We start from the raw sequence: 22988 nt of genomic DNA on the forward strand, positions 1-22988 counted from the left end.
TGACAGCCAGAAGGAAAAGTTTGATGAAAAAATGTGGGTTCAACGATTTACTCCGCGTAGGGCTAGGAGCATCTGGTCGAAAGTGAATAAAGACAAAGCAGAGCTTCTCATTACAAATGGAAGAATGAAGCCCTCTGGGTTCAAAGCGATTGAAGTTGCCAAAAAGAATGGACAATGGGACAAGGCCTACGAATCGCAAAGTATCGCTTCTATGCCTGAGGATTTCGCAATTGAACTTGAGCGTAATGTCAAAGCGAAGGCATTTTATGATACGTTGAATAGCCAAAATAAATATGCAGTTCTGTTCAGAATCCATAATGCCAAGAAGCAAGAAACCCGGGCGAAACGAATTCAACAGTTTGTAGCGATGCTTGAAAAAGGTGAAAAAATATATCCCTAATCAGCCTAACGGGAACGATAGCGCAGCGTTCTTGTCATTTATGTTGTCGGATGACAAGAGCATTATCTCATTAATTGCCGCGTAAATCGCGGATTTTTTGTTTTATGGGATCAAGTTCTTGTCAAATCCAAATGACAAGAACTTGATCCCATTCCCGATTTTGATAAGAACATGATCTCATTCCCGACGAGATGGGATGGTATAAATGATTATCGGTATAAGGGGGAGACAAATTCAGTAAAGCAGCTGCGCTTCGTTCAGGGCTCAGATGATATTATGTTACGTCTTAACCTCGATATGGCTATTCTTCCAAAAATCCCTGGAGAGCAGGCTCAAGATTAACATGTCGCTTGAAAGATTTCAAACGCGACGCTACAGGTAAATTGCCGATACCGGCATTGGGATCCAAGTGGATAAGCTGGAAATGATATTTGGAAGCTTTCGTGAAAGCGAGCACGCCGATTTCAAAGGAATATGGAGGGGTAGGACTCGGGCTCAGCATCGTGAGGCGGTAGGTCGAACTGCACGGTGGGCATGTCGAAGTCGATTCGAAAGTCGGCAGGGGATCCACATTTTCGTTTACATTACCGGTCAGTCATGGTAGCGGCGCAGAGGCCGCTGAAGCTTCCAAGGGAGAGGGGCGGCACATCAGGTTCAGGTAGGCGCTGTCTGTCGCCTCGCGCGGAAATTTCGCAGACGTTGTTGTGCCGGCAAGAAGCCGCTGGTGTGACGATAAATCAACCGAAGACGGCGATCTTGGTGGTTGACGTCGATCCGGTAAATTTTCGGGTCGAGATGGCCGCTTTGGCGGAGTAGCCATACGAGATTATTACCGCAGGCAACGGCCAGGGAAGTGCTGAATTTCTTGGAAGGGGGCAGCCGGCAATCGGACTCGTCATCCTGGACGTCATGATGCCCAGCCAGACGGGGTATGAGACGTGCAGGTTCCTTCGCCGTAAGTTCGCGTTAATTTGAAGCCGGACTGATCGCGGCCAGCCATTTGGCGGGTAGATTTGCCTGTTGAATTTGCCGCTATTATATTGGGCGGAGGAAAAACGGGGGATCCGGATACGAAAACTGTATCGCCCGGTTGCAAACTCGCTACATCAAAGCATACCTACGCCGTGACGACACTATTCGACGGAATTTGGTTTCGGTATGTTCCGAACGAGGAGTGGGAGCTGCGCGGAATCTGTTGTCCATCGGCCCCGGAAAGCGAATCGCCGTCGTCTGCGCGAATGGAACCGATGTGCTGATATCCATGTGCCAGAATACCCGATCGAATGCCGATTTAGAGGAAAATTCACGAAAAACAGCTTCCTTTTTAAGCAGCGGACTGCGGCGACGGGCTTCATGCTTTTAGTAACACGTTAGATTGGTTGGAAACCTCGTTCCCCGTTCGCCCACTGAACGCATGAGCATGGGGGACCTCGTAGAGGCCACAGAGTTATTCCGGTTTATTTATCGTTGCATGTCCGACTTCAAATGGCGTCGTCACACCCTCATAAGCGAGATGCAGCGTCATGCCTTCGGCAGCGTGAATGAGATTGTGGCAGTGATCCATCCAAATGCCGGGATTGTCAGCTCGGAAAGCCACCTCGTAAATTTCTCCAGGATTAACGTTCAGTGTGTCTGTCCACCATGGGCTTCCGGAAGCTGTTTTGCCATTTCTACTGAGTACGAGCATTTTATGGCCGTGTAAGTGCATCGGGTGAGGCACAAAGCTGCGGTTCACGAACGTCGTCTTCACAAGGTCCCCCTCTTTAACCATGAACATTGGCGTATTCGGGAACACCTCGCCATTGAAGGTATGCAATCTACCGAATTTGCCGTCGAAAAATCCCAACTTATTATCAATGACCATCACAAACTCGCGGTCGAAACGGCTATCTAGCCCGAAAGGCGTCGTTTTCGGACTGCCGTATAACAAAGGATCGAGCACCGGTCCTTTTACTACTTCCGGCGTGGCCCCGTTGCCGTCTGCGCTTAATAAAATGTGGTTTGCCGAAGAACCGATCGAGAGTAAAACCGGTTGTTCCGGCATGATGAACGTTACATCATAGCGTCCTCCTGCAGCGACTTCCAGTCGGGCGTTTTCAAGGTCTGCAGGGGCGTTGAGATCCGTTCCATCGATGGCTGAAACCTTAAACTTCACGCCTGACAGGAAAAAGCTTGTCGGCTTGTTATCCGTGTTAATCAATCGGAACCGCAACGGCGAACCCGGCGCAATCTTACGTCCTTCAAGCGTATCGAGCAAGTCTGCCGCTGATTCATTCGTGTCATTCCACCTATGTGTCATCACGACGATGTCTTGTGTTTCTGACTGCAATGATTCTTTGGGTTCGACAATGAATGCCCCGAACAACCCTTTCTGCACTTGTTCGGACGATTGCTGGTGAGAGTGATACCAATACGATCCCACTTGGTTGGCGTGGAACCGATAGGTAAAAGCTTGTCCGGGCATGACGGCATCCTGGGTTAGCCCGGATACGCCGTCCTCGCCGTTGGGTACATCCTGACCGTGCCAATGGATCGTCACTCCTTCGTCGATATCTTTGTTGACCAACGTTACTTCAACGAGATCCCCTTGATTCACGCGTAGTTCCGGTCCTGGCGACTGGCCATTGTACGTCCAGGCATCGATTGTGGAGCCAGAATTGAGCTGTATTGTTTTTTTCAAGGCGGTAAGCGTAAACTTCTTGTCCGGCACTCCGGTTTGAGGCCCGACAAGATCGGTCACACTGACGGTTTTCCCATCACCAGAAACCGTGTGGTTCATCCCGTTCATATGATGTTCCGTCGTAACAGCGCCCCGGCCAAAATCCATTTTCCCCATCGTCATACTCATTCGATCTGGTATCCTGCTTGATTGTGACGACAGTACAAACCAGCTTGAAACGACAATAATGCCAAGAAGTACGCTGGCAGAAATCCACAAAAGGTTTTGACCCTGCCGATTATCCGAATGTCCTTCAGTTCGTCCGCGTCGCCGTTGGATCACCCAAAGGACGCCGGTAACAGCAGCGAATATCATCAGAATTATAACGAGATTCGACCATTCCATCGATTGTGCCGGAAAAAATAACGACAGTATCAACTCCATGGCAGTACCGAAGCCTACCGCCTGGATCGGAAGTATGAGAGCCGGTGTGGAGAAAGCGGCTCTGTCTGTTACGTCCATCGGTTGCTCTAGGTTAGTGATTTCGCGGCGCGCAATCTTCTGCAACCTTGGAACCGAAAAAACCAGTACAGATACTATAGGTATCACGACCAGTACTGACTGCAAAATAATAGTATCCTGTATAAATAACCATCCTTTCGAAGCGAGTAAGGAAGAGGTTACGATTTTCCCGAGCAGCAATAATACGCCGATGCCGAATAGTACGATAATCCCACGTACACTGGACCGGACCCGGCTCTTCGTAGGAAGGGATAGCAAGTGGCTGGAGCGATAACCGGCAATCCCCCAAATGACAAAAAGTAAAAAAATCATGGCCAAATCCGCAATAATCAAAATCATGTTGTGAACCTCCCGAGCTAAAATTTATGGTGTTTGTTTAGCAGCCAATCGTAGCCGAAGTAAAACGCTCCTGCACTGATTAAACTGATGAACGGCATCATTTCGAATAAACGGGTTAGGACTGCCATCATTCCAATGACCATAAGAACGATTCCCGTTTCGATATAAAATCCTCCTTTGGAGGCTGCAAGCAGATAGAGGTACTTCATAAAAACAGGTACCAACAAAATGAGGATTGCGATGGACATACTTTCCCAAATCCATTCTATGAAGGAGTTGTTCTGATCCACATTTCTGATGTACAACCATCCCATACATGCCGATCCTACAGTGAAAACAATAAAAACCAGAAACATAAACAACCGGAAGCAGTCCTTTTTAATCCACCAATCATGTCCAACTCTTAAGGCAAGCAGAAAGCTACATAGCATGGTTACATCCCAGGAAAACAACAAGGAACCACCTCGGATTTTGACCTGATATTCGATTCCGGAACACAAGCCGGTTCTCTCAGACTCGACTCAAAGTGTACCAGCCAAATGTCCAGAACTTGTGGAGAACTTCTCCTGTTTGCATGGTGCTTATGTTTTTGTCTGAAAATAAAGCTATAATACGAGTAAAACAACGGAAAGAAGCTGGGTTGAATATGGAAACGACTTTACTTCTGGTGGACGATGAAGTGAGAATGCTTGAGGCAATGGCCTCGTATTTACAAAAAGAAGGATTTCGGATTGTGAGTGCCACAAACGGCAAAGATGCACTAACGATGGCCAAATCGGAGAAGCCGGCTTTGGTCGTTTTAGACTGGATGCTTCCGGGATTGAGCGGAATTGAAGTTTGCCGCGAACTGCGGAACATGGGGTCGTATGGAATTATTATGTTGACGGCAAAAACGGAGGAAATAGATAAAATCATCGGGTTGGAGATCGGAGCGGACGACTACATGACCAAGCCATTTAGCTTGAGGGAGTTGACAGCAAGGGTACGTTCCGTTTTACGCCGGCTACAGGGGAAAACCGAAGAACATCAGGCGATACAAAGGGGAGAATTGACGATAATTGAATCGAAATGCCAAGTCCTGAATGGGGAAGAGGAAATCATTTTAACTCCAACCGAATTCAAACTGCTGCTTACTTTATCAGCCAAACCCGGTATTGTATTCAGTCGGCTCCAATTAATGAAAGCGGCAATGGAAGATGATTTTATCAACTACGAGCGTACGATCGATTCCCATATTAGCAACCTGCGAAAAAAGATCGAAAAGGATCCGGCGATCCCGAAATATATTCAAACCGTTTATGGATTTGGTTATCGATTCGGTGACAAGTTATGAACGTTCGGGGAAAATTGTTTGGCGCAATGGCGGTGCTGGTTCTTTTTGTCACTGTGTTCTACTTTGGGACAACCCAGGGATACTTGGAAAGCCGATTTGAGCATTATTCCAAAGATAAGACGTCAGGAATATTTGAAACCTATTATAAGGACCACGGAAATTCATGGGAAGGCATAGAACGAATGAAAATTTCCAACGGAATGGGCCAGGGAAGTCCGGACCAACGCGAAATCTCCCTACTATCTACTGACGGAGATATCTTGTTTTTCAAGGGGGTAGGCGATCCTCAATCCTTGATTCAGCATGGGAAACAAAAACTCATTAAGATAAACGAAATACCTGTCGGCACAATCTTTGTAGACAGGTGGGAATCAACCGAAGCTCATGAATTAAAGATATATGTTCTCGACTCCATGCTAACAGAAGGTTTTATCGTACCCGCCTTAACCGGGGTAATTGCATTGCTTCTTGGCTTATGGTTAATCAGGAGACTGACGTTGCCCCTGAAGCGTCTTATCCCGGCCATTGAAAAAATGGCACATGGAAATCTTCACATTCAAATTCCCGTGTCAACGAAGGATGAATACGGGAAGGTAACGGAAGCGCTCAATCATATGGCGAAGCAATTGATGCGTGCAGAAGAGGTGCGTAAACATCTGACTGCCGATGTGGCTCATGAGTTAAGGACGCCGCTTTCGATCATTCAATGTCAAATGGAAAATATCCAGGTGGGTGGACGAGACGTCCCTCCGGAAATCTTATTGCCCATGCAGGATGAAGTGATTCGTCTATCCAAGCTTGTCGACGATCTCCACCAACTGACATTGGCCGAAGCTGGGAAATTGCCGTTGGATCGGAAGCCGGCCGATCTTGTTCTACTCTTGAATCGGATTATCGATATGCTAAAGCCAGAAGCGGAAGATCGAAAAATCGAAATGATTTGTTCTTACCAAGCGAGTACGATGATCGTATTCCTCGATCCAAACCGTATCACACAGGTATTATATAATTTGTTGACCAACGCGCTGAGGTATACACCGCACGGGGGAAATATCACGATCCGTCTAACGAATAGTTTCCACGAGGGCTCGCGTTTTGCCGTTGTCTCGGTCGCGGATACGGGAGCCGGTATCGCGGCGGAGCAGCTTCCATACTTGTTTGATCGTTTTTATCGCGTCGAAGAAGCGCGTTCCCGACATACGGGAGGGATGGGATTGGGACTCGCAATTGCAAAAGAATTTGTTGAGGCCCATCAAGGTTGCATTACAGTAGCCAGTGAAGTTGGACAAGGAACGAGTTTTACTGTATACTTGCCCTTTTCTTCGGATTCAAAGCCAGTTCATGACTTGTCATGAAATCTATATCTCGTGACCAAATCTTATTCCCATTAATCGCGGCTTTTTTGTTTTATAAGATCAAGTTCTATGTATACGGCAACGATGTCGTTACGCAGTTTGACCCAATGGATGAAGCTTAATAATTATTATTTGGCAGAATTGTTTGATTTACCATCCTTCGTTAAATTAAATTTGTATTCGGTCAGGCCAGGACTGTGCACATTAGCAATCCATGAGAAACCGGACATGCTGTTGGATGATAAAATGTAGACATAAAGGAGGCTGCATATGGAACGTGTAATCTAAAAACTTCTCGACCGACACCCGAAGAATACACAATGGCTCGGGATTTCATTCTATTGCCTCATATGCTAACAATCGTTGAGCGAAGTAGTGACGAAATAAGGACGTCAACAAATATCTTAAAGCAGTTATATTTAATTACCCTTTGCGAATACGCTGGGTATCCGACATATTGCTTTTGCTGTTGAAGATATTGGATTCATTGTTGCCAAATTGAAAAAGACGGGCACGGAATTCTTTAGTGAGATACAGCAATATGCAGAAAGTTATAAGTTATGTTATGTTCGTGGTCCTGAAGGAATTATTTTGGAATTGGCTGAGAAAATCAAATAACTATTGAAGGTTAAGCTAACGGAGAACGATAGCTAAAAGAAGTAGACATAATAATTATTATGTCTACTTCAACATCTCTGTGTGATTTTCAGATACAAACATCGTTGAGCCGGGGTTAATGTAGCAGCAACTTGCCTTTCTGCTTCCACATTTCAATGTAGGGCTCTTCTGCCGCCCATTGCAGCATAACGACCGATTCGTTTGGCGCTAAGTTAATGGTGAGCAGGGGAGCGGGAACGATTTGGCCGTCAAACGGATATACGGTGATTTCCCGCTCCGAAATGATTCCTACTATGTCATCGTTCGGTGAAGAAAAAGCGTCCTTCGCGTCCGGACGTATTTGCCGGATTTCATCCCAGCCGGCCGATAACCGGTCATAGGAAACGACCGCGTTCGGCAAATCAACCGGTAACTCGTGAAGCTGGTAGCCGAAAACCGACGGGTCTGTACTGTTGTACGAGGCAACTTGCGGGACCCATTCGCCTTGCTTGCGGACTATCGTCCAGCTTTCACCGTTCTCATCCGGTACAGCCTTAACCGGTCCGACAGCGCCCGGTGCCCTGGGGGCAACAGCGTTTATTGCTTTCAGCGGGAGCTTCACGGAGTCGCCTAAAACCTTCGTCAAGGAAACATGTGGATCCAGCTGCGGCGGTGACGGGGTTGGAGGTTTATTAGACGCCAATTCCTGCAGGTCTTTAACCCAAACATATTCATACCGGTTTTCCTTGGTTTGGTCCTTTTGCCTGATCGTCTGGGCTAACGCCAAATAACGGTTGCCGGCAAACAGCAGCTTTTCATTCAGCCTTGCGGACGCAGGCGGTATAGAAGCCGGCTCGCGCATTTTGAGGCTGCCGGTAGCGGTAAAAGCATGTAACGACCGGTATTCACCATCGGCCTTCTGAGTACTTTGGGGTGCAATTTTCATAAAATCGGTTTTATACGGCATTACGATTCCGTCACCCTCGGCAATCCGGCGTAAGCTGCCGTCTTCCGGCGCAAGCAAAACGGTTCTGTAAGTACTGTATTCGGAGCTGCCGGCCGCTTGCGGATAATCTTTACGCAAGCCGATTAGCAGCGCGGAGTGAAGCCGGAACGGATACTCACTGGCCATTTGTGCCGCGGCAGGTTCGCTGCGGGTTGTTTCATTAACTAATAACCCGGTTGCTTCTTGTTCAGTCGGCCGGTTCCATTCCACGGACAAAAAGACAGCTACCGATAATAGTCCGGCGCAAATGCCGGCGCTCCAACGCAGCCATTGCTTTGGATTTCCGCTTTGTTCCTCCGCGCGTTCCATAATGCGTTTCTTTAATGTTTCGGAGAACCCGTCACGGATAAGCGGTCCGTCGGCCAAGCCTTTTTTCAACTCGTCGTCAATCGGATCCATAACTCTGACTCTCCTTTAGCTTCAAAACTTTTTTACGGGCATGATACAGCCTTGATTTAACGGTTCCTTCGGTCAATCCTAATATTTGAGCCATTTCTTTGATCGAAAGCTGGTAGTGGGCGTACAGCAGCAGCACCTCCCGGTATTTGACAGGCAGCTTCAGGACAAGCTTCCATAAATCGTTAACCGCCATTTTTTCGATCACGGCTTGTTCGGTTTTGTTAACCGGCTCGCCGGCCGGGGTTATAAATTCCATTAACGTTACCTTGCGATAAAAGGCGGAGCGCCGGTAATCCAGCGTCATATTGCGGCTAATCGTCAAAATCCATGTTTTCACCGATGATTCACTGCGGAATGTATATAGATTGCGGAACACTTTGAGAAATACTTCCTGCGTTATATCATCCGCTTGGTCCCATCTTCGGGTCATACTGAACGCATAATTCCACACATCCTTGCCGTAAGCCGTCATCAGCTCCTCAAGAATCGCTTTTTTATCAGAGCTTTCGGACAAATATTTTAAGTATTCGAAATTCGCCTTGGATTCCAACACTGCCACCTCAATCATTGGACGATCGGCCTTAATTACAGGTTCAATATTCATGGATCAAAACATCCTAACTTTATTAGTTTACCGCTTCATGAGGCCATACTCCATACATTTCTGACGAACGAGGAAAGGAAAAGGTTTAATATTTCGACAAGATTATCCAAACTAATGGTAAAAAAATTGATCTTTACAAAATGCCTGTCCAAGAGGTAAAATATAGTACAGCCAAAAATCACTTTGTCGACGCTGAGTTTTCTTTGAGAAAAACGGGGGAACCAAGTACTTGGGGTGAATCAGCATGCACAACTTGTGCATGTTGTAGGGCGATTTCTCACCGTCCGAATCCGGCAGCTAACCTCGTAGGCGAGAGTGGGAAGGATAGATTTGCTTGGTTAAACACAAGATCTAGCCTTGTGTTTATTATGCATTCCAGGAGCAAATAAGTCTTTCCGTCTCTACTTTCTTTAATTTGAGAGGAGGATTTATGTATGGTTAGTAAAGAAAAGTTACTTTGTTTGTTGGACGGTTTAAATGAACACGACCAGAGGACAGCTTACGAATTCATACAATTTTTAGCGCATCGCAACGGTAAAAAAGCGGATCATGAAGAGGTTATTGATCTGTTCGGCAGAAATTATTTTATAGTTCCGGATTGAGAAACTATGGCTGGAATCCATCGTCGTTTGTGATGATGGATTCTTTTTTACTTTGCGGCCGTTCCGGATATGTTATAATATGGAAAGCTATGGCTCTATGAAGCGGAAGGATGTGGACGGATATTATGAAACCAACGCATCACCATATTTCCAGCCGGAACCGGGCACAAGAAGATCATTGGCATAATAGTCAGGATAAACAGGCTCCTCCAGAGTACAGTTCCAACTCTATCATAAACAGGCTTCAATATTCATCAAGCCGTCAATTGCCGCAGCACGCTGCCTATTTGCAGCGGACGATCGGTAACCGGCGTACCAAACAGATGTTGGAGTCGCTGGATATATCCGCTGTGAAGCCCGCAGAGGCAGGCAGTTTGCAAAGGCTTGTTACTTATAACGGCAGTCTTGCAAGGCTGGATGAGGAAGATGATGATTTTAAGAAGCTGAAGTCTAATGAACAAGTCGAGGTAAGAAACCGGCACCAGGACCGTACCCAAATTTACGATTATCCGGACCAAGCTTCATTTTTCGCTCATATCGCCGGAGATACGTCCAAAGCGCCTACTATCAAACCTGTGGATCAACAAAACATGAAAAAGGCCAAACGTTTTAAAAACCGCCAAGGCTTTTACCGCAGCCATGAGAAAATCGGAGCTCCCACGGAAAATCCGGAATTCCACAAACCGGAGCATAAAGGCATGCTCCCGGTATGGCATCCGATGTCCCATACAGGCTTGGACGAGAAATCGGTACGCTGGACAACGAATTCCAAAAGTAAACGGTATGAATTGTTTAAAAGCAAAAAACTGTCTGCTCAACAAAAGAAAGAGCTTGATGAGATGTCATTAACCGTAATTGAAGAGAAAGGCAGCGGTAAAATCCATTGGAATGCCAACGTCGGAGAAAATCCTTCTTCCAGCTTTACGGATACCGATATATCAAGCCGTCCGACAGGTAAACGCAAGTCTGAATACGGAGGGGAATCGCTGGAAGATTTTGCGGAAGGGAAGGTCGGAACCTCAGGCAAACACGTGACAGATAAAGAGGACCATCAGAAGAAAAAAAGAAAAAAAGATCCGCAGCTCACCCGTGGACACCAACAGGGCTATGAGGATACGATAACAGATCCGTCCCAAAAGGAGCGGATGATTTTAGGATCGAAAAAAAGGCAAGTGTTTAAGTCGGGCGGTACCTCTAAGATCCGCACCACCGATCAGGAACAAGAGCCTTTGCCTAGCGGCAAGAAGCCTTCCACGATAAGTCCGGAGCAATATGATACGGGGCAGCACGGACGTCGTACCCAGATAGAAACTCCAACCCGTAAAGTAAAAGGAACCTATTTTGAAGCGAATAAGCTTACCAGCGATTCCGGAACGACGGTCGGGGGCAAAGATATTCCCGGGGAAAAATATTATGTTACAACCTCTCAGGACCGGAAAACCAAAAAAGCGGGGAAATTTGACCAATACGCAGACGTTTATGAGGAGAAGGAAGATGCAGGCGGTTGGAATGATTACTTTGATAAAAAAAAGGTCGATATGGACGATGTGCCGCAACAAAAGTTTTATGACAGCGACGAGGATATGGATTATTCCGATTCTGAGAAAGTACCGCAGACGCCGCAATATATGCCCGAATTTATGCAGACAACAACCTTTTTCTCGCCGACTGAGCTCGAGCTTGGCCGCGAACTGGGACAAAGCTACCAAGGTTATGACGATTGGATTGTCAGCGAAGAATTAAGCAATACAACCGCAGGAATCCAATATCAATTAAGCCGTACCAATTTTTCATAACACAAACCGTACTAATATAACTTCTTAACTGGAGCCGCAATTATGGATAAATCTGCAGTTGGAATACCTAATAAAACGTATGCTTTGCAATTGGCCACTATTTTTTGGGGCTTTATCATTTTTGGATTATCTGAAAATATTAAAGGTCCGGTCAATTAAAAGTTGTCGGGTGACAAGAACATTTCCCATTAATTGCCGCGTGAATCGCGGCATTTTTATTTTATGGGATAAAGTTCTTGTCAAAATCAAATGACAAGAACTTTATCTCATTCCCGACGGATCACAGTGAATTGAAGAAGGGATTTAAGTAACAACCGGCATCGACATTAAGCTAACGGGCAGAATTGTTCAATAACTTCGCGAATACTTAAAAATTGATAATTTTCGCGAAGTTCGTAAATACACTGTTAGCCGAAACTTCCTAGGTCAAGAACATATGGGTAAACCCTCAAAGCCAGAAGCATCTAAGGTCAAGTTCGGATAAGGGCATATGAAGGTCAAGGTCGGATATGGGCATATAAAGGTCAAGAATGGATAAGGGCATAAGAAGATCAAGACATATTCGGTGGGTAACTCTAAGAAGAGGAAGCATCGGCTAACACCGCAATCACGCTTCGGGCTACGCCCTCGAAGTTGAGAAGCCAGGTAGTAGATTCAGCCGGACACATCCGACTCCGTCGGACGTCGAGAATTCAAGAACGTTAGCCGAAAGAAGTTCTTACATGTTTAGGAGGAGTCTATATGATATTAGAAAAAGTTATAAATAGAATTGTAATACAAAGTGAATATAAGGATTTTGTTGATAAGTATATAGATAATATACTTACCGAATTTAAAGGTAAGATTCATAGCATTTATATGTGTGGCTCGATTCCAAAAGGAACTGCTAAACCTTTTAAGTCAGATGCAGACTTTACTATTGTATGTGTAAATCCCAAAGATATTGATTACGAAAGATTGTCAAATATTAAAGACAATCTTTTGGAAGAATATCCAGTAGTAACTAAGATTGATACGATAATTTGCTCGATTGACGATGTATTAAGTAAACCGAATGAGTGGGGTTTTTGGATTAAGATAATTTGTGTTTGCGTATATGGTCATGACGTTGGTGAAAGAGTGCCACCGATAATCACTTCTCCAGAGTTCATTTTAGACTTAAATACAGAGACCAAGGAGGAAGTAGATCGTATACATAGTTTACTTTCTAATGCTAGTGATAACACAATGAAAACTAGATATATTAAAGGTTATTCTAAGAGATTAATTCGTGCATTATACTCTTTGGTTTTAGAAGATACAGGTGTATGGCAAGATGACATTATTAAGATGAAAAATACCATATTAGACTATTGTGAGATTGATTCCGCTTTAGTTGATTATCTGTATGCTTGTTACTTGGATAGTCATGTACCTGTTGAAGAGTTTCTTGGAATTGCAGATGAAGTATATAGCTATTTTGAGAACGCCTTAAATACAATGGCTGCTTCCAGAACTTCCTTCGGCTAACACCATATTGACGCTCGGGGTCACTCTGAGAAGCGAGTGACCACATCCAGCCCCCTAAAGCCCGTCGGGACGTCACTGCATTAGGTGTTCGGCAAGCCTCACAACTATAAGCAACGGCTCTAAGGGGCCAGGACGTCGTCAATACAAAACGTTAGCCGAAATTTCCTAGGTTAAGAACATATGGGTAAACCCTCAAAGCCAGAAGCATCTAAGGTCAAGTTCGGATAAGGGCATAAGAAGATCAAGACATATTCGGTGGGTAACTCGAAGAAGAGGAAGCATCGGCTAACACCGCATTCACGCTTCGGGCTATTCGGCCTTCGGTCCTGTTAAGCTAACGGGACACGATAGTGCAACACCAAAACGGCTCAGCCGTCATTGCGCTAATGGGCAGGATAGTTCCAATACTGTGTTAAAAGCGAAAGTCATGCGTGCCGAGGACATTGGCATGTATGGTACTGCATGATCTCGAGATTTTCGACACCATTGACAAGTTCCATCCAATGGGCTACATTATTAACTAAACAGTTGGTTGTAAACTTCATCTCGAGGAGGTAAGCCATTGCCCAAGATACCCAAAGCCGCTCAAGAGCGGGATGCCCAAGCCAGCCAGCAGAAAATTCTCGCCGCCGCAGAAGCCGTGTTCGCTGAAAAGGGCTTCGACGGCGCAAGAGTTGATGAAATCGCCAAAAGAGCCAGCGTCAATAAAGCAATGCTTTATTATTACTTCCAGAGCAAGGAAAAGCTGCTTCGGGCCTTAACGGATAAGCATTTCAAGGAAATGTCCGAGGAAAAGCTGCGTTTCATCGAATCATTGTCTTCCGACGAGCCCGTTCTTGCAGAACGACTCGGCGAACACATGATGGGGATGTTCGTCAAACGCAGGTCGTTCCTGAGGATTATTGCCATCGAAGCGTTAAAAAACGATGAGTTCGCCCGGGATATCTTCCGGATTGTCGAATCCGCCATCCCCCATTTGAATACGTTGGCCGAAAAGGCGGGCATGGATTCGGAGAAGCTGACTCGGTTAAAAATGAACATCTTTTTCTTCGGATTCGGTCCCGTTCTGTTGTATCTTACCATCGGCGAGCAATGGACGGAGTACTCAGGCATGGACGAACAGACCTTCCGGCAATCCTTTATTGAGGACTTCCGTCCGCAATTCTTATGTTAGCTCAATGAAGGAACAGTTCAAGTTAGAGCATTAGGACAGCTTTAATTAGCCTAGGAAATCAAGAGGAGAAATTGCCCTCTTGTAGCATTATTCAACCAACTGGTTAGTTGATAAATAAACTGAGAGGATGACTCCTGTATGAGCAAATCAACAACAAACTCCGCAGAATCAGCTCAATCCGTATCGATTAAATCACTCATTGGACCGTTATTGGCTGTCGTACTAGGAATGTTCATGGTCCTCCTTGATACTACGGCGGTTAACAACGCTGTACCCTGGATTATTTCGACACAGACGTACGCAGCATGCAATGGGCCATTACCGGCTATACCCTCGCTTTATCCGCTGTCATACCGTTAGCAGGCTGGATGACAGACCGGTTCGGAACCAAACGTATTTTTCTGATTACCATCGGCTTATTTACTTTAGGCTCGGTGCTTTGTTCATTAGCTGCTTCACCGGAGCAACTGGTTCTCTTCCGAGTTATTCAAGGCCTCGGCGGCGGTATGGTCATGCCAATCGGTTATGCTTTGGTATTCAAGCTTGCTCCAGAAGGGAAGAGGGGCGCCGTAATGGGAATGCTCGGCGTTCCGATGCTTCTGGCTCCTGCCATCGGTCCCATTTTGTCCGGTTGGCTTGTGGAATACGCCACGTGGCATTGGATTTTCCTAATTAATTTGCCCATCGGAATCATCGCTATTCTAGTCGGCATCCGTTATTTACCTCGCTTCGAACACAAAGCCGTTCCTGCGCTGGATTATCTGGGAATGATCCTTGGACCCGCCGCTTTCGCCATGCTGGCATACGGTGTCAACGAAGGAAGCCATAGCTGGACCTCCACCCAAACCATAACCGGGTTGTCAATCGGCGGGATTGCCCTGCTGTTGTTCATCATTGTCGAACTGCGGCAGAAGGAGCCGCTATTGGAGCTTCGGGTATTCCGTTCCTCCGATTTCACTCGGGGCATTCTGATCGCGTGGATGTTGCAGATCGCATTATTCGGTGCCATGGTTCTCATTCCATTGTTCTTACAAGATATCAGAGGCTACGGTCCATTGAAAACAGGGCTGGTCATGCTGCCCCAAGCGCTTGCCTCAGCATTCTTGATGCCCATCGGCGGCAGACTGTTCGATAAAATCGGCGCGCGGCCATTGGCGATGACAGGACTCGGGCTTATTACGGCAGGATTTGTTATGCTTTCTCGGATTTCTCCAGATACCAGCTTGACCTACACTATGCTCAGCTTGGTTATGTTAGGAGGAGGCAGCGGTCTGACTATGATGCCTCTTAATACCCATGTGCTTCAATCCGCACCGAAAAGGCTGGTCGGCCGCGTAACTCCGTTGACCACAGCTGCGCAGCAGGTTATGGTTTCCTTCGCTGTGGCAGGCTTGAGCGGATATCTTACTTCACAGCTGACCGGGCATATGAAGGAATCCGGAGGAACCGATCCAATCGGCTCCGCAGTAGCCGCGTACGGCGACACCTTCCTGCTCTCGGCGGGCATTGCTTGCGCGGGAGCCCTGCTTGGACTTATTCTTCGCAGACCGAAGCCGCAGTCGGGCGATCAAAACGGCGGCGAAGGCAGCGAACCGGAGAATGCCAACGCCAACGCGATGATGGGTCACTAGGTCCCGGCTCAATGTCCATTCGAATGCGGGGAGTAATTATTCATGACCTTGTCGCCTTCACTCCGTAAACTATTACTCACGTTGCACGTGATTACAACCATGTGATTGATTATTTTTATCAATCTATCGGATTATCTGTTAAGGCTAATTCGAAAATGAGACTCACTTTGTGGAATTAAGCTAACGGGTACTATACTTTAACAAGCAGACCGCCGCGACAGTCTGCTTTTTCATTGATTTAACGGGCAGTGACGAGGTTATCCTGAATTCCTATAACCAAATCACATTACCGCAGAATTTGATGGAGATGGGACGTTATCCGGTTAAGACCCGAAACAACTAAAGAGGCGAATCTTCTGGAGCATTGATCTTCTCCTTTATAGACCAGTATGGCGTCTCCCACGTAAGCGAGGCCCCTGTTCAATGTTTGGCTCTGCTTGCTCCGTCTCGGAGACGTGGTTTGCTAAATAAGTAAGGGTGTCGATAAAATTATCCATTTCCTTCTGGCCTACAAGTTGGGCCCATTCTTCTTGGAGGTGCTGGACAGCTGTCCAAGCTACATGATAGGCCGACCAACCACGCTCGCTGAACTGGACTAGTGCTGCACGTCCATCGTTAGCATCAGGCACTCGTTCTACATATCTCCGCTCCTGTAGATAATCTACTAAATAGGTTACCGAGGCTTTCGTGATGCCGGCACGGTTGGCGAGCTCACTGATGTGAAGACCGTGGGGGACGAGGTTCCTAAAGATGGAAAGGTGAGCAGGGCGGATGTCATCAAAACCGGCTTGATGGAGAACGGAGAGATTCCGGTTGAGTATGGCCTGTAGGATGGTATTTATGTGTTGGCCAATTAAGGGATTTTGAGGCTGTTGATTCATGGTCATCATATTTTCCTCCAAGTACTTGACAATTTAGTTTGATTTTCATACTATTATAACATAATTTATTTAGTTAGAAAATCAAACTATATTATCGAGAAGGACGGTGCTTGGTTATGACGATTTTGGAAAACAAAACGATTGTGAGACGTTGGGTGGATGAAGTTCTCAATAAGCATGATTTGTCGGTGCTGGGTAGTTTGGTTATGCCAGATGTAGTTAATCATGCCGTACTCGTTGCTGAGTTGCGCTATGGATTTGAAAATTTTAAAAGAGCGATTGGTGCATTGCTTGTGGCGTTTCCCGATCATCATATGGAAATTGAGGATATGGGGGCAGAGGAAGATAAGGTTTGGTATCGCGGGACAAGGAGCGGGACGCATCTCGGGCCGGGTCCTCTCCCGGGAATCAAACCATCAGGTAAGTATGTCGCCGTGCAACATATCCATATCCTGCGCCTGGAGAACGGTAAGATCGCTGACCACTGGGCTATCCGCGATGATCTAGGTTTTCTGCAGCAAATTGGTCTGTTTCCCGCGCCAGGACAGCGTTCATCCTAGTCCATGAGAATCTTTTCAAGTCTGGAATCTGGAGTCTCGAATTTCGCTACTACACGACCGAAAGGATTGATAACCAGCCATGTACTATGACCAAAAGGTAAATATGCATTATGGAAAGGTGGACCTTGGTACTACAATCCTTGACGCTTTGCGAGCATCAGGCAAAGACTCTAATCATCTCCATCTTGACGACCTTGAACCTATAGATCAGCTTCATATTCGGGGGAAAGCAGCAACGCTTGACCTCCTGCGACGTGTTCCCCTCAGTGCAGGTATGAACGTTCTAGATGTAGGCGGCGGGATGGGGGGGACTGCTCGATTATTCGCAGCATCGCGGGGATGTCATGTCACCGTTCTCGACCTTACCGCGGAATACTGCCGAGTAGGAGAGATGCTCACGAAACGAACGGGGTTAAGCGATCTTATCCTTTTTAAGCACGGCAATGCACTTGATCTACCTTTTTCACATGACGCCTTCGATGCTATCTGGACCCAACATGCTTCGTTAAATATAGCTGATAAAGCACGGTTCTACCAAGAAATTTCCCGAGTTCTTAAACCGGGTGGTCATTTTACGTTCTTTGATATCGTTGCCGGCCCGGTGCAGCCCGTTCATTTTCCCGTTCCTTGGGCAACTGATTCAGCCTTGAGCTTTCTTATTTATCCTGAAACCCTTCGTGAATTGCTGGTCAATACGAAGTTTAAAGAGGTGAGCTGGCGCGATTGCAGTGCAGAAGCGCTGAACTGGTTCAGAGATGCGTCACAAGGAAAATCTTCTTCTACGCTTGGTCCACAGATCCTTTTCGGATCAACATTCAAAGAGATGTTTCTCAATGTGTTTGCGAACCTGAATGAAGAAAGAATTCTCGTTATTGAGGGAGTGTTTGAACGAGGAACATAATTTCATCAAAGCTTCCTATGCTTTATTACAGTTACCCAAAAATGTAAGCCCTGAAAGACTTGTCTTAGTAAAACTTAATGGGGAGATGTGATTATTTTTGGCAGAATTGAATGTCAAAACAAAAAACGGTTGGGTTTTGTTTCTTGCCTCGATTGCATCGTTCATGGTCGCGCTGGACACGTTGGTCGTTTCAACTTCCCTGAGTAAGATCCGGTTGGATCTCGGCGCTTCTATTGAAGGACTGGAATGGACGGTGAACGCCTATAGTCTGTGCTTCGCGGTGTTTTTATTGACTGCTGCGGCTCTCGGTGATCGGTTCGGCCGCCGTAGATTATTTGCAACTGGTATTGGCGTGTTCACGGCTACATCGGCAGCGTGTGCACTGTCTGAGAGCCTAGGTTGGCTAATCGCGTTTCGTGCCGTTCAAGGTATAGGTGCGTCACTGATTATGCCGCTATCCGTAGCCCTCTTGAGCGCGGCATTCCCTCCAGAACGGAGGGCGAAGGTACTTGGCGTTTTCAGCGGTGTTACGGGGCTGGCTGTGCTAGCGGGTCCAGTTGTGGGAGGGGCAGTCGCCGAGGGGCTTGCGTGGCAATGGATCTTCTGGCTCAACGTCCCGATTGGGCTGCTCATTATTTTTCCGGTATGGAGCTGGAATGGAGAGAGCTTTGGAACAAACACCGCCCTTGACATTCGCGGTCTCTTGTTAGCGACAGGCGGGGCGCTCGGGCTAGTGTGGGGGCTCATTCGCAGCAACAGCGTTGGCTGGAACAGCCTGGAAGTGTTATCGACTTTGGCCGTTGGCATCTTACTGACTATTTTGTTTGTGATCTGGGAACTGCACACACGAGAATCGATGCTGCCAATGCGCTTGTTTCGCTCTCGCGCGTTTTTTATAGGTAATGCCGCTAACTATTTGCTCAATACCTCGCTGGTCAGCGCTTTGTTCTTTCTAGCACAGTATCTGCAGATCGCTCAGGGATATGGACCGCTGGACGCAGGGGTGAGAATGCTGCCCTGGACCGCGACATTATTTATTGTCGCGCCGGTAGCAGGCAATTTGGTCAACCGGATCGGCGAGCGCCCGCTCATCGTTGGTGGACTCTTATTGCAATCACTGGGGATGATGTGGATCGGGATAATCGCAGATCCCGGCACCGCCTACAATGAATTTATTGCACCACTTATTATCGCCGGATTTGGTGTATCCATGGTACAACCTACTTCCATGAGTGCTGTTGTCGGTTCGGTTGCGCCAAGCGAGATCGGAAAGGCATCTGGCGCATTCAATATGTTGCAGCTCGGCGGCGTATTTGGCATTGCGATCATAGCTACTGTGTTCACAGCAAATGGCAATTATAGCTCTGCCCAATCGTTTAACACCGGATTCGCACCTGCAATCAGCATATCCAGCGTTTTATCGTTGGCAGGTGCGCTTGTAGCGATTGGGCTGCCTAGGAGGCGTAAGGTGCCGATCATTCATGAAAAGGCAAAGGTCTAAGAAAGAGCCGTTTCAACGAAGATTCATTATAAACAGGGGTACAATGGCGAGTGGTGCATGCGGATTTAAGTAATCTTACCGATTTAATGGATTTTACCCATGAACACTGCAGCAGAGTTCCTGTTTTCGGATACGTCGGCGATTATCGCTGTGAAAGCTGTTATTTGGAAAATGAAAAAAACGAGTACTGATGTCTCGGCTTTAATAGTCATTAAAAACTAATTATTGAAAATCAATTTTCAAATAAAGTTCTTGTCATTTATGACATCAAGTTCAAACATGGTTTCATTAGAAGTCGCATGTAATACGGCTTTTTCATTTTATGCCATAAAGTTCTTGTCAGAATAGACGACAAGAACTTTATGGCATTCCCGACGGGGCGTTGCTACTGGAAGAGGATGAGCGTGAATCGGTGGCCTCGTTAAGCTAAACATTCCTGTTAAGGCTAAGTAATCGCCTTTGCCAAAAAAGGAGCGCCCCGGTATGATGGGTTGTCCACGGGTTCGAAACCCAACACCATCAAGGAGGCGCTCTTATATGAAGTTTAACCAATCGCAAAAGCAAAATCAACGAATTGAACGAATCAGTACCTCTCACCTTGTTGTAAGTATCGATATGGCCAAAGAGACTCATGTCGCACAAGCAACGAACTATCGCGGGATCGTACTTACAAATCGCCATCTCTCGTTTAGTAATAGCATAGAAGGATATGAAAAGCTGCAACGATGGATAGAAGGACTCCAGCAAAAGAACCGATTAAATAGCGTTATTATTGGCATGGAGCCAACAGGACATTATTGGTGGAACTTAGCGAACTGGCTAACCATCAAAGAAATTAACGTCGTTCTGGTGAATCCTGCGACGACTAAAAGAAATAAGGAGAATCGGGATAATTCTCCCTCTAAAAACGATCCGAAGGATGCTCTTGTCATTGCAGATGTAGTAAGTCGCGGCTTCTACTATGAATACACACAACAAAGTCATGGTTTCCAAAGGTTACGTACCGTGATGAGCGACAGAGAGTTTTGGGTAGCCGTGTCCGATTGCAGAATCGGATTATCCGTTGGTTGGATATTCGTTTTCCGGAGTATACATCGGTGTTTAAGGATTGGACTTGTAAACGTTCAATGGCCACATTGAAAGAGTTGCCATCGCCACAAGATCTCGCATCGTTTTCTGTGGCAGATTTGATTACGACGTGGAAGAAGCAGGTGGCTCTACAGGGATACAGAAAGCCGCTGAACTTATTGCTCTGGCCAAGAGGAGTGTGGGAGATACAACGGCTTTGGACGAGGCAAAGCATGATTTAAAGCGACTCATTGAAGAGTATGAACGTATCGTGGATATGCTGGAGGAAATACAACAGCAGATCCTTACTTTACTTAGTGAGATCCCCATGGCCGGTCAGCTCCGATCTATGAAGGGGCTTGGCCCGATCTTCGTAGCAGCAATTTTAGCTGGTGCCGGCGACCTAAGACAATATGCACATGGACGTCAGTTACTGCGAAAGGCAGGCCTTAATCTTGCCGAAAGCACGTCGGGGAAGCGAAAGGGGCAGATAGTTCTGTCGAAACGCGGGGATTCCACACTACGCAAATATATGTTTCTTGCTGCCATACAACTGATAGGAGTCAATCCTGTTTTTCGAGAGCTGCATGAACATAACGTTAAAGTGAAGCAAATGAAGAGACAACAATCTGTACTTAAACTGGTGGGAAAAGTGGCTAGGATTCTGGTCAGTATCGTCCAAACAGGAGAAATATTTTCGCCTGAGAAAGCAAGAAAGGCTTTTGCTCTTGCTGCATAAACACTTGCAATACCACGTAGGTTGACTCATTCGCAGGATTTTTACAAAGAAAGCACGGAGAACCGAGTTCCTGCCCGAGAAGGGCTTAGACCCGTCCGCTAAACGCAATCGGTCTCCACACCTTGGATAAGTATGACGATGGAATGTAAGGGCTTAGACCTGTTGAGCCATGGGATGGTAAACTCCAGGGCATCTTGTGGAGAATGCGTGCAGTAGATAACAGCCCTGGGGAAATGTTCAAGAGCGTTTCTTCTATTCCCGCATGCCTTAAAAAGGATTTCAACGGTGGATACAACTTACTTTCGTGTCAACCCTTGCAGTACAAGGTGTTGAAATCCTGCGAATGAGTGAGAATACGTAAGATAAACCCTTAAAACCGAGGGAAGGGCAGGATAGTTTAGTTATAAACGTACTTTCCAAAAAAGTTTGTGATAAACTGTTTGAAGCACAAGCCTAACTGTCAAGTGTGTGTAAGTTATAATAGGTAAACAAATGAGCAGCGAACAAAATTTGTATTAGGAGGAGTATCTGCCATGCGCATAGAAACTCAAAATGTTGTTATAAGAACCTTGGAAAAAAAAGATGCTAAAAGATTTTATTCAATTGCCAGGGAATCGGCTGTATACCGTTATATGCCAGATTGGGCTGACGGACGCGCACATCCGAAGGATTATTATGGATTGATTGATCAGTATCAAAAGCAATCGGATAATACGGATATTTCCATTGGCCGTTCCTACGCGATTGCCTTGCCAAACACCGATGAGATGATTGGTAGCATAGGGGTGGGGCTTAAAGAGAAGCTAAATGAAATCGAACTGGGATATTTCATGTCGGAAAAACATCAAAGGAACGGATATACCAGAGAAGCGATAAGTGCCTTGGCAGAATGGTGCTTTGAGGTATCTGATGTTAAGTATTTAATCCTGACAATTAATTGTGCCAATGTTCCCTCGAACAAATTGGCTGAAAAATGTGGATTTAAATTGCTTGAAAGACGAACGCCAATAGGGGATAACCAATTTTATATGGAAAATGATAGTTACTTTTATTACAGAAGCTACAGAAAATAAGCATTTGTTTCCGATGGCTCCCAATCAGCCGTAAGCGATTTGTTGTGTCCAATCAAAACTAAAAATGCTTTGATATTGTAAGACGACAAGAAAAAAGACAAGAACGTATATGGCTAATCGTGATTGATATGGATTCTCATTACAGATGTAGTTTTTAGCATTTTATAATACGTGGCTGAGCAGGGTTGAAAGAAGCACCGAGTGCGATAAGCTGATGCCCGCAAAAACGGAGTTACAAAGCTAAACTGGCTTCAGGCATTAAGCTAAACGGGTAACGATAATGGAATAACCAGGGAGCAGATTGCCGCGGCAGCTGCTCCCTGGTTTCGTTAAAGTAAC

At 46.2% G+C, this 22988-nt stretch carries 18 protein-coding genes, 2 pseudogenes and 1 riboswitch; of the genes and pseudogenes, 15 read left to right on the plus strand and 5 right to left on the minus strand.

What is annotated here, in order from left to right; translation table 11 throughout:
* On the plus strand, nt 1-400 hold a 400-nt coding region (locus tag E1757_RS32705; RefSeq protein ID WP_133236196.1), incomplete at its 5' end, for a YdeI/OmpD-associated family protein.
* A gap of 1447 nt (nt 401-1847) precedes the next feature.
* Here the strand turns inward: E1757_RS32705 and E1757_RS32715 are convergent.
* Nucleotides 1848-3920 carry a multicopper oxidase family protein gene (locus tag E1757_RS32715; protein ID WP_133236198.1) on the minus strand — a complete coding sequence of 691 codons (2073 nt, stop codon included), beginning with the start codon at nt 3918-3920 and terminating at the stop codon, nt 1848-1850.
* Nucleotides 3921-3937: 17 nt separating this feature from the next.
* On the minus strand, nt 3938-4372 hold the full coding sequence (locus E1757_RS32720; RefSeq protein WP_133236200.1) for a hypothetical protein: 435 nt from the start codon (nt 4370-4372) through the stop codon (nt 3938-3940).
* A gap of 194 nt (nt 4373-4566) precedes the next feature.
* Here E1757_RS32720 and E1757_RS32725 point away from each other — a divergent pair, with 194 nt between their 5' ends.
* The 4 genes and pseudogenes from E1757_RS32725 to E1757_RS32735 all read left to right on the plus strand — a co-directional run.
* A complete protein-coding gene (locus E1757_RS32725; protein WP_133236295.1) occupies nt 4567-5253 on the plus strand; it encodes a response regulator transcription factor in 687 nt (228 codons plus the stop codon).
* Nucleotides 5250-6608 (plus strand): sensor histidine kinase, encoded by a 1359-nt coding sequence (locus tag E1757_RS32730; protein WP_133236202.1) that lies wholly within the window; start codon nt 5250-5252, stop codon nt 6606-6608. The genes E1757_RS32725 and E1757_RS32730 overlap by 4 nt, the downstream gene beginning before the upstream one ends.
* Before the next feature lie 254 nt (nt 6609-6862).
* The gene (locus E1757_RS37440) at nt 6863-7081 is read left to right on the plus strand and encodes a YhjD family protein (RefSeq protein ID WP_484217468.1); all 219 of its coding nucleotides are present in this window, start codon (nt 6863-6865) and stop codon (nt 7079-7081) included.
* A pseudogene (locus tag E1757_RS32735) lies at nt 7035-7226 on the plus strand (VOC family protein); the annotation flags it as partial. The gene E1757_RS37440 and the pseudogene E1757_RS32735, both read left to right, overlap by 47 nt.
* Nucleotides 7227-7341: 115 nt before the next feature.
* Here E1757_RS32735 and E1757_RS32740 read toward each other — a convergent pair.
* Nucleotides 7342-8610: a hypothetical protein gene (locus E1757_RS32740; RefSeq protein WP_133236204.1), complete on the minus strand. Its 1269-nt coding sequence runs from the start codon at nt 8608-8610 to the stop codon at nt 7342-7344.
* Nucleotides 8597-9178, minus strand: a complete 582-nt coding sequence (locus tag E1757_RS32745) for an RNA polymerase sigma factor (protein WP_133236297.1) — start codon at nt 9176-9178, stop codon at nt 8597-8599. The genes E1757_RS32740 and E1757_RS32745 overlap by 14 nt, the downstream gene beginning before the upstream one ends.
* A 216-nt stretch (nt 9179-9394) precedes the next feature.
* Nucleotides 9395-9541, plus strand: a riboswitch (cyclic di-AMP (ydaO/yuaA leader).
* Between the two features lie 107 nt (nt 9542-9648).
* Between E1757_RS32745 and E1757_RS36060 the strand changes: the two genes are divergently transcribed.
* From E1757_RS36060 to E1757_RS32765, 5 genes are all read left to right on the plus strand, one after another.
* Nucleotides 9649-9816 (plus strand): hypothetical protein, encoded by a 168-nt coding sequence (locus E1757_RS36060; RefSeq protein ID WP_165972383.1) that lies wholly within the window; start codon nt 9649-9651, stop codon nt 9814-9816.
* Between the two features lie 788 nt (nt 9817-10604).
* Nucleotides 10605-11612 carry a hypothetical protein gene (locus E1757_RS32750; protein WP_133236206.1) on the plus strand — a complete coding sequence of 336 codons (1008 nt, stop codon included), beginning with the start codon at nt 10605-10607 and terminating at the stop codon, nt 11610-11612.
* A gap of 741 nt (nt 11613-12353) precedes the next feature.
* Complete coding sequence (locus E1757_RS32755) at nt 12354-13121, plus strand: nucleotidyltransferase domain-containing protein (protein ID WP_133236208.1); 768 nt, start codon at nt 12354-12356, stop codon at nt 13119-13121.
* A gap of 562 nt (nt 13122-13683) precedes the next feature.
* The gene (locus E1757_RS32760) at nt 13684-14295 is read left to right on the plus strand and encodes a TetR/AcrR family transcriptional regulator (RefSeq protein ID WP_133236210.1); all 612 of its coding nucleotides are present in this window, start codon (nt 13684-13686) and stop codon (nt 14293-14295) included.
* Between the two features lie 305 nt (nt 14296-14600).
* Nucleotides 14601-15926: an MDR family MFS transporter gene (locus tag E1757_RS32765; RefSeq protein ID WP_425464878.1), complete on the plus strand. Its 1326-nt coding sequence runs from the start codon at nt 14601-14603 to the stop codon at nt 15924-15926.
* A 377-nt stretch (nt 15927-16303) separates the two neighbouring features.
* On the opposite strand, the gene E1757_RS32770 is transcribed toward E1757_RS32765, so the two are convergent.
* Nucleotides 16304-16816 carry a MarR family winged helix-turn-helix transcriptional regulator gene (locus tag E1757_RS32770; protein WP_133236212.1) on the minus strand — a complete coding sequence of 171 codons (513 nt, stop codon included), beginning with the start codon at nt 16814-16816 and terminating at the stop codon, nt 16304-16306.
* A gap of 107 nt (nt 16817-16923) precedes the next feature.
* Between E1757_RS32770 and E1757_RS32775 the strand changes: the two genes are divergently transcribed.
* From E1757_RS32775 to E1757_RS32795, 5 genes and pseudogenes are all read left to right on the plus strand, one after another.
* Nucleotides 16924-17367, plus strand: coding sequence for an ester cyclase (locus E1757_RS32775; protein WP_133236214.1), 444 nt, complete (start codon nt 16924-16926; stop codon nt 17365-17367).
* A 79-nt stretch (nt 17368-17446) separates the two neighbouring features.
* Entirely contained in the window at nt 17447-18268 is an 822-nt protein-coding gene (locus E1757_RS32780; RefSeq protein ID WP_133236216.1) for a class I SAM-dependent methyltransferase, read from the plus strand.
* A gap of 97 nt (nt 18269-18365) precedes the next feature.
* Nucleotides 18366-19769, plus strand: a complete 1404-nt coding sequence (locus tag E1757_RS32785) for an MFS transporter (protein ID WP_220446567.1) — start codon at nt 18366-18368, stop codon at nt 19767-19769.
* 537 nt (nt 19770-20306) lie between these two features.
* A pseudogene (locus E1757_RS32790) lies at nt 20307-21576 on the plus strand (IS110 family RNA-guided transposase).
* 533 nt (nt 21577-22109) lie between these two features.
* Nucleotides 22110-22649: a GNAT family N-acetyltransferase gene (locus tag E1757_RS32795; protein ID WP_126999121.1), complete on the plus strand. Its 540-nt coding sequence runs from the start codon at nt 22110-22112 to the stop codon at nt 22647-22649.
* Nucleotides 22650-22988 lie beyond the last annotated feature (339 nt).

It is taken from the genome of Paenibacillus piri (assembly GCF_004354045.1).
Lineage (GTDB): Bacteria > Bacillota > Bacilli > Paenibacillales > NBRC-103111 > Paenibacillus_S > Paenibacillus_S piri.

Bases quoted from the DNA above. Each gene is read 5' to 3' on its own strand.
- E1757_RS32795 (WP_126999121.1), top strand. From the start codon at position 22,110: ATGCGCATAGAAACTCAAAATGTTGTTATAAGAACCTTGGAAAAAAAA.
- E1757_RS36060 (WP_165972383.1), top strand. From the start codon at position 9,649: ATGGTTAGTAAAGAAAAGTTACTTTGTTTGTTGGACGGTTTAAATGAA.
- E1757_RS32775 (WP_133236214.1), top strand. From the start codon at position 16,924: ATGACGATTTTGGAAAACAAAACGATTGTGAGACGTTGGGTGGATGAA.
- E1757_RS32740 (WP_133236204.1), bottom strand. From the start codon at position 8,610: ATGGATCCGATTGACGACGAGTTGAAAAAAGGCTTGGCCGACGGACCG.
- E1757_RS32765 (WP_425464878.1), top strand. From the start codon at position 14,601: ATGCAATGGGCCATTACCGGCTATACCCTCGCTTTATCCGCTGTCATA.
- E1757_RS32770 (WP_133236212.1), bottom strand. From the start codon at position 16,816: ATGATGACCATGAATCAACAGCCTCAAAATCCCTTAATTGGCCAACAC.
- E1757_RS32715 (WP_133236198.1), bottom strand. From the start codon at position 3,920: ATGATTTTGATTATTGCGGATTTGGCCATGATTTTTTTACTTTTTGTC.
- E1757_RS32745 (WP_133236297.1), bottom strand. From the start codon at position 9,178: ATGATTGAGGTGGCAGTGTTGGAATCCAAGGCGAATTTCGAATACTTA.
- E1757_RS32730 (WP_133236202.1), top strand. From the start codon at position 5,250: ATGAACGTTCGGGGAAAATTGTTTGGCGCAATGGCGGTGCTGGTTCTT.
- E1757_RS32780 (WP_133236216.1), top strand. From the start codon at position 17,447: ATGTACTATGACCAAAAGGTAAATATGCATTATGGAAAGGTGGACCTT.
- E1757_RS32755 (WP_133236208.1), top strand. From the start codon at position 12,354: ATGATATTAGAAAAAGTTATAAATAGAATTGTAATACAAAGTGAATAT.
- E1757_RS32725 (WP_133236295.1), top strand. From the start codon at position 4,567: ATGGAAACGACTTTACTTCTGGTGGACGATGAAGTGAGAATGCTTGAG.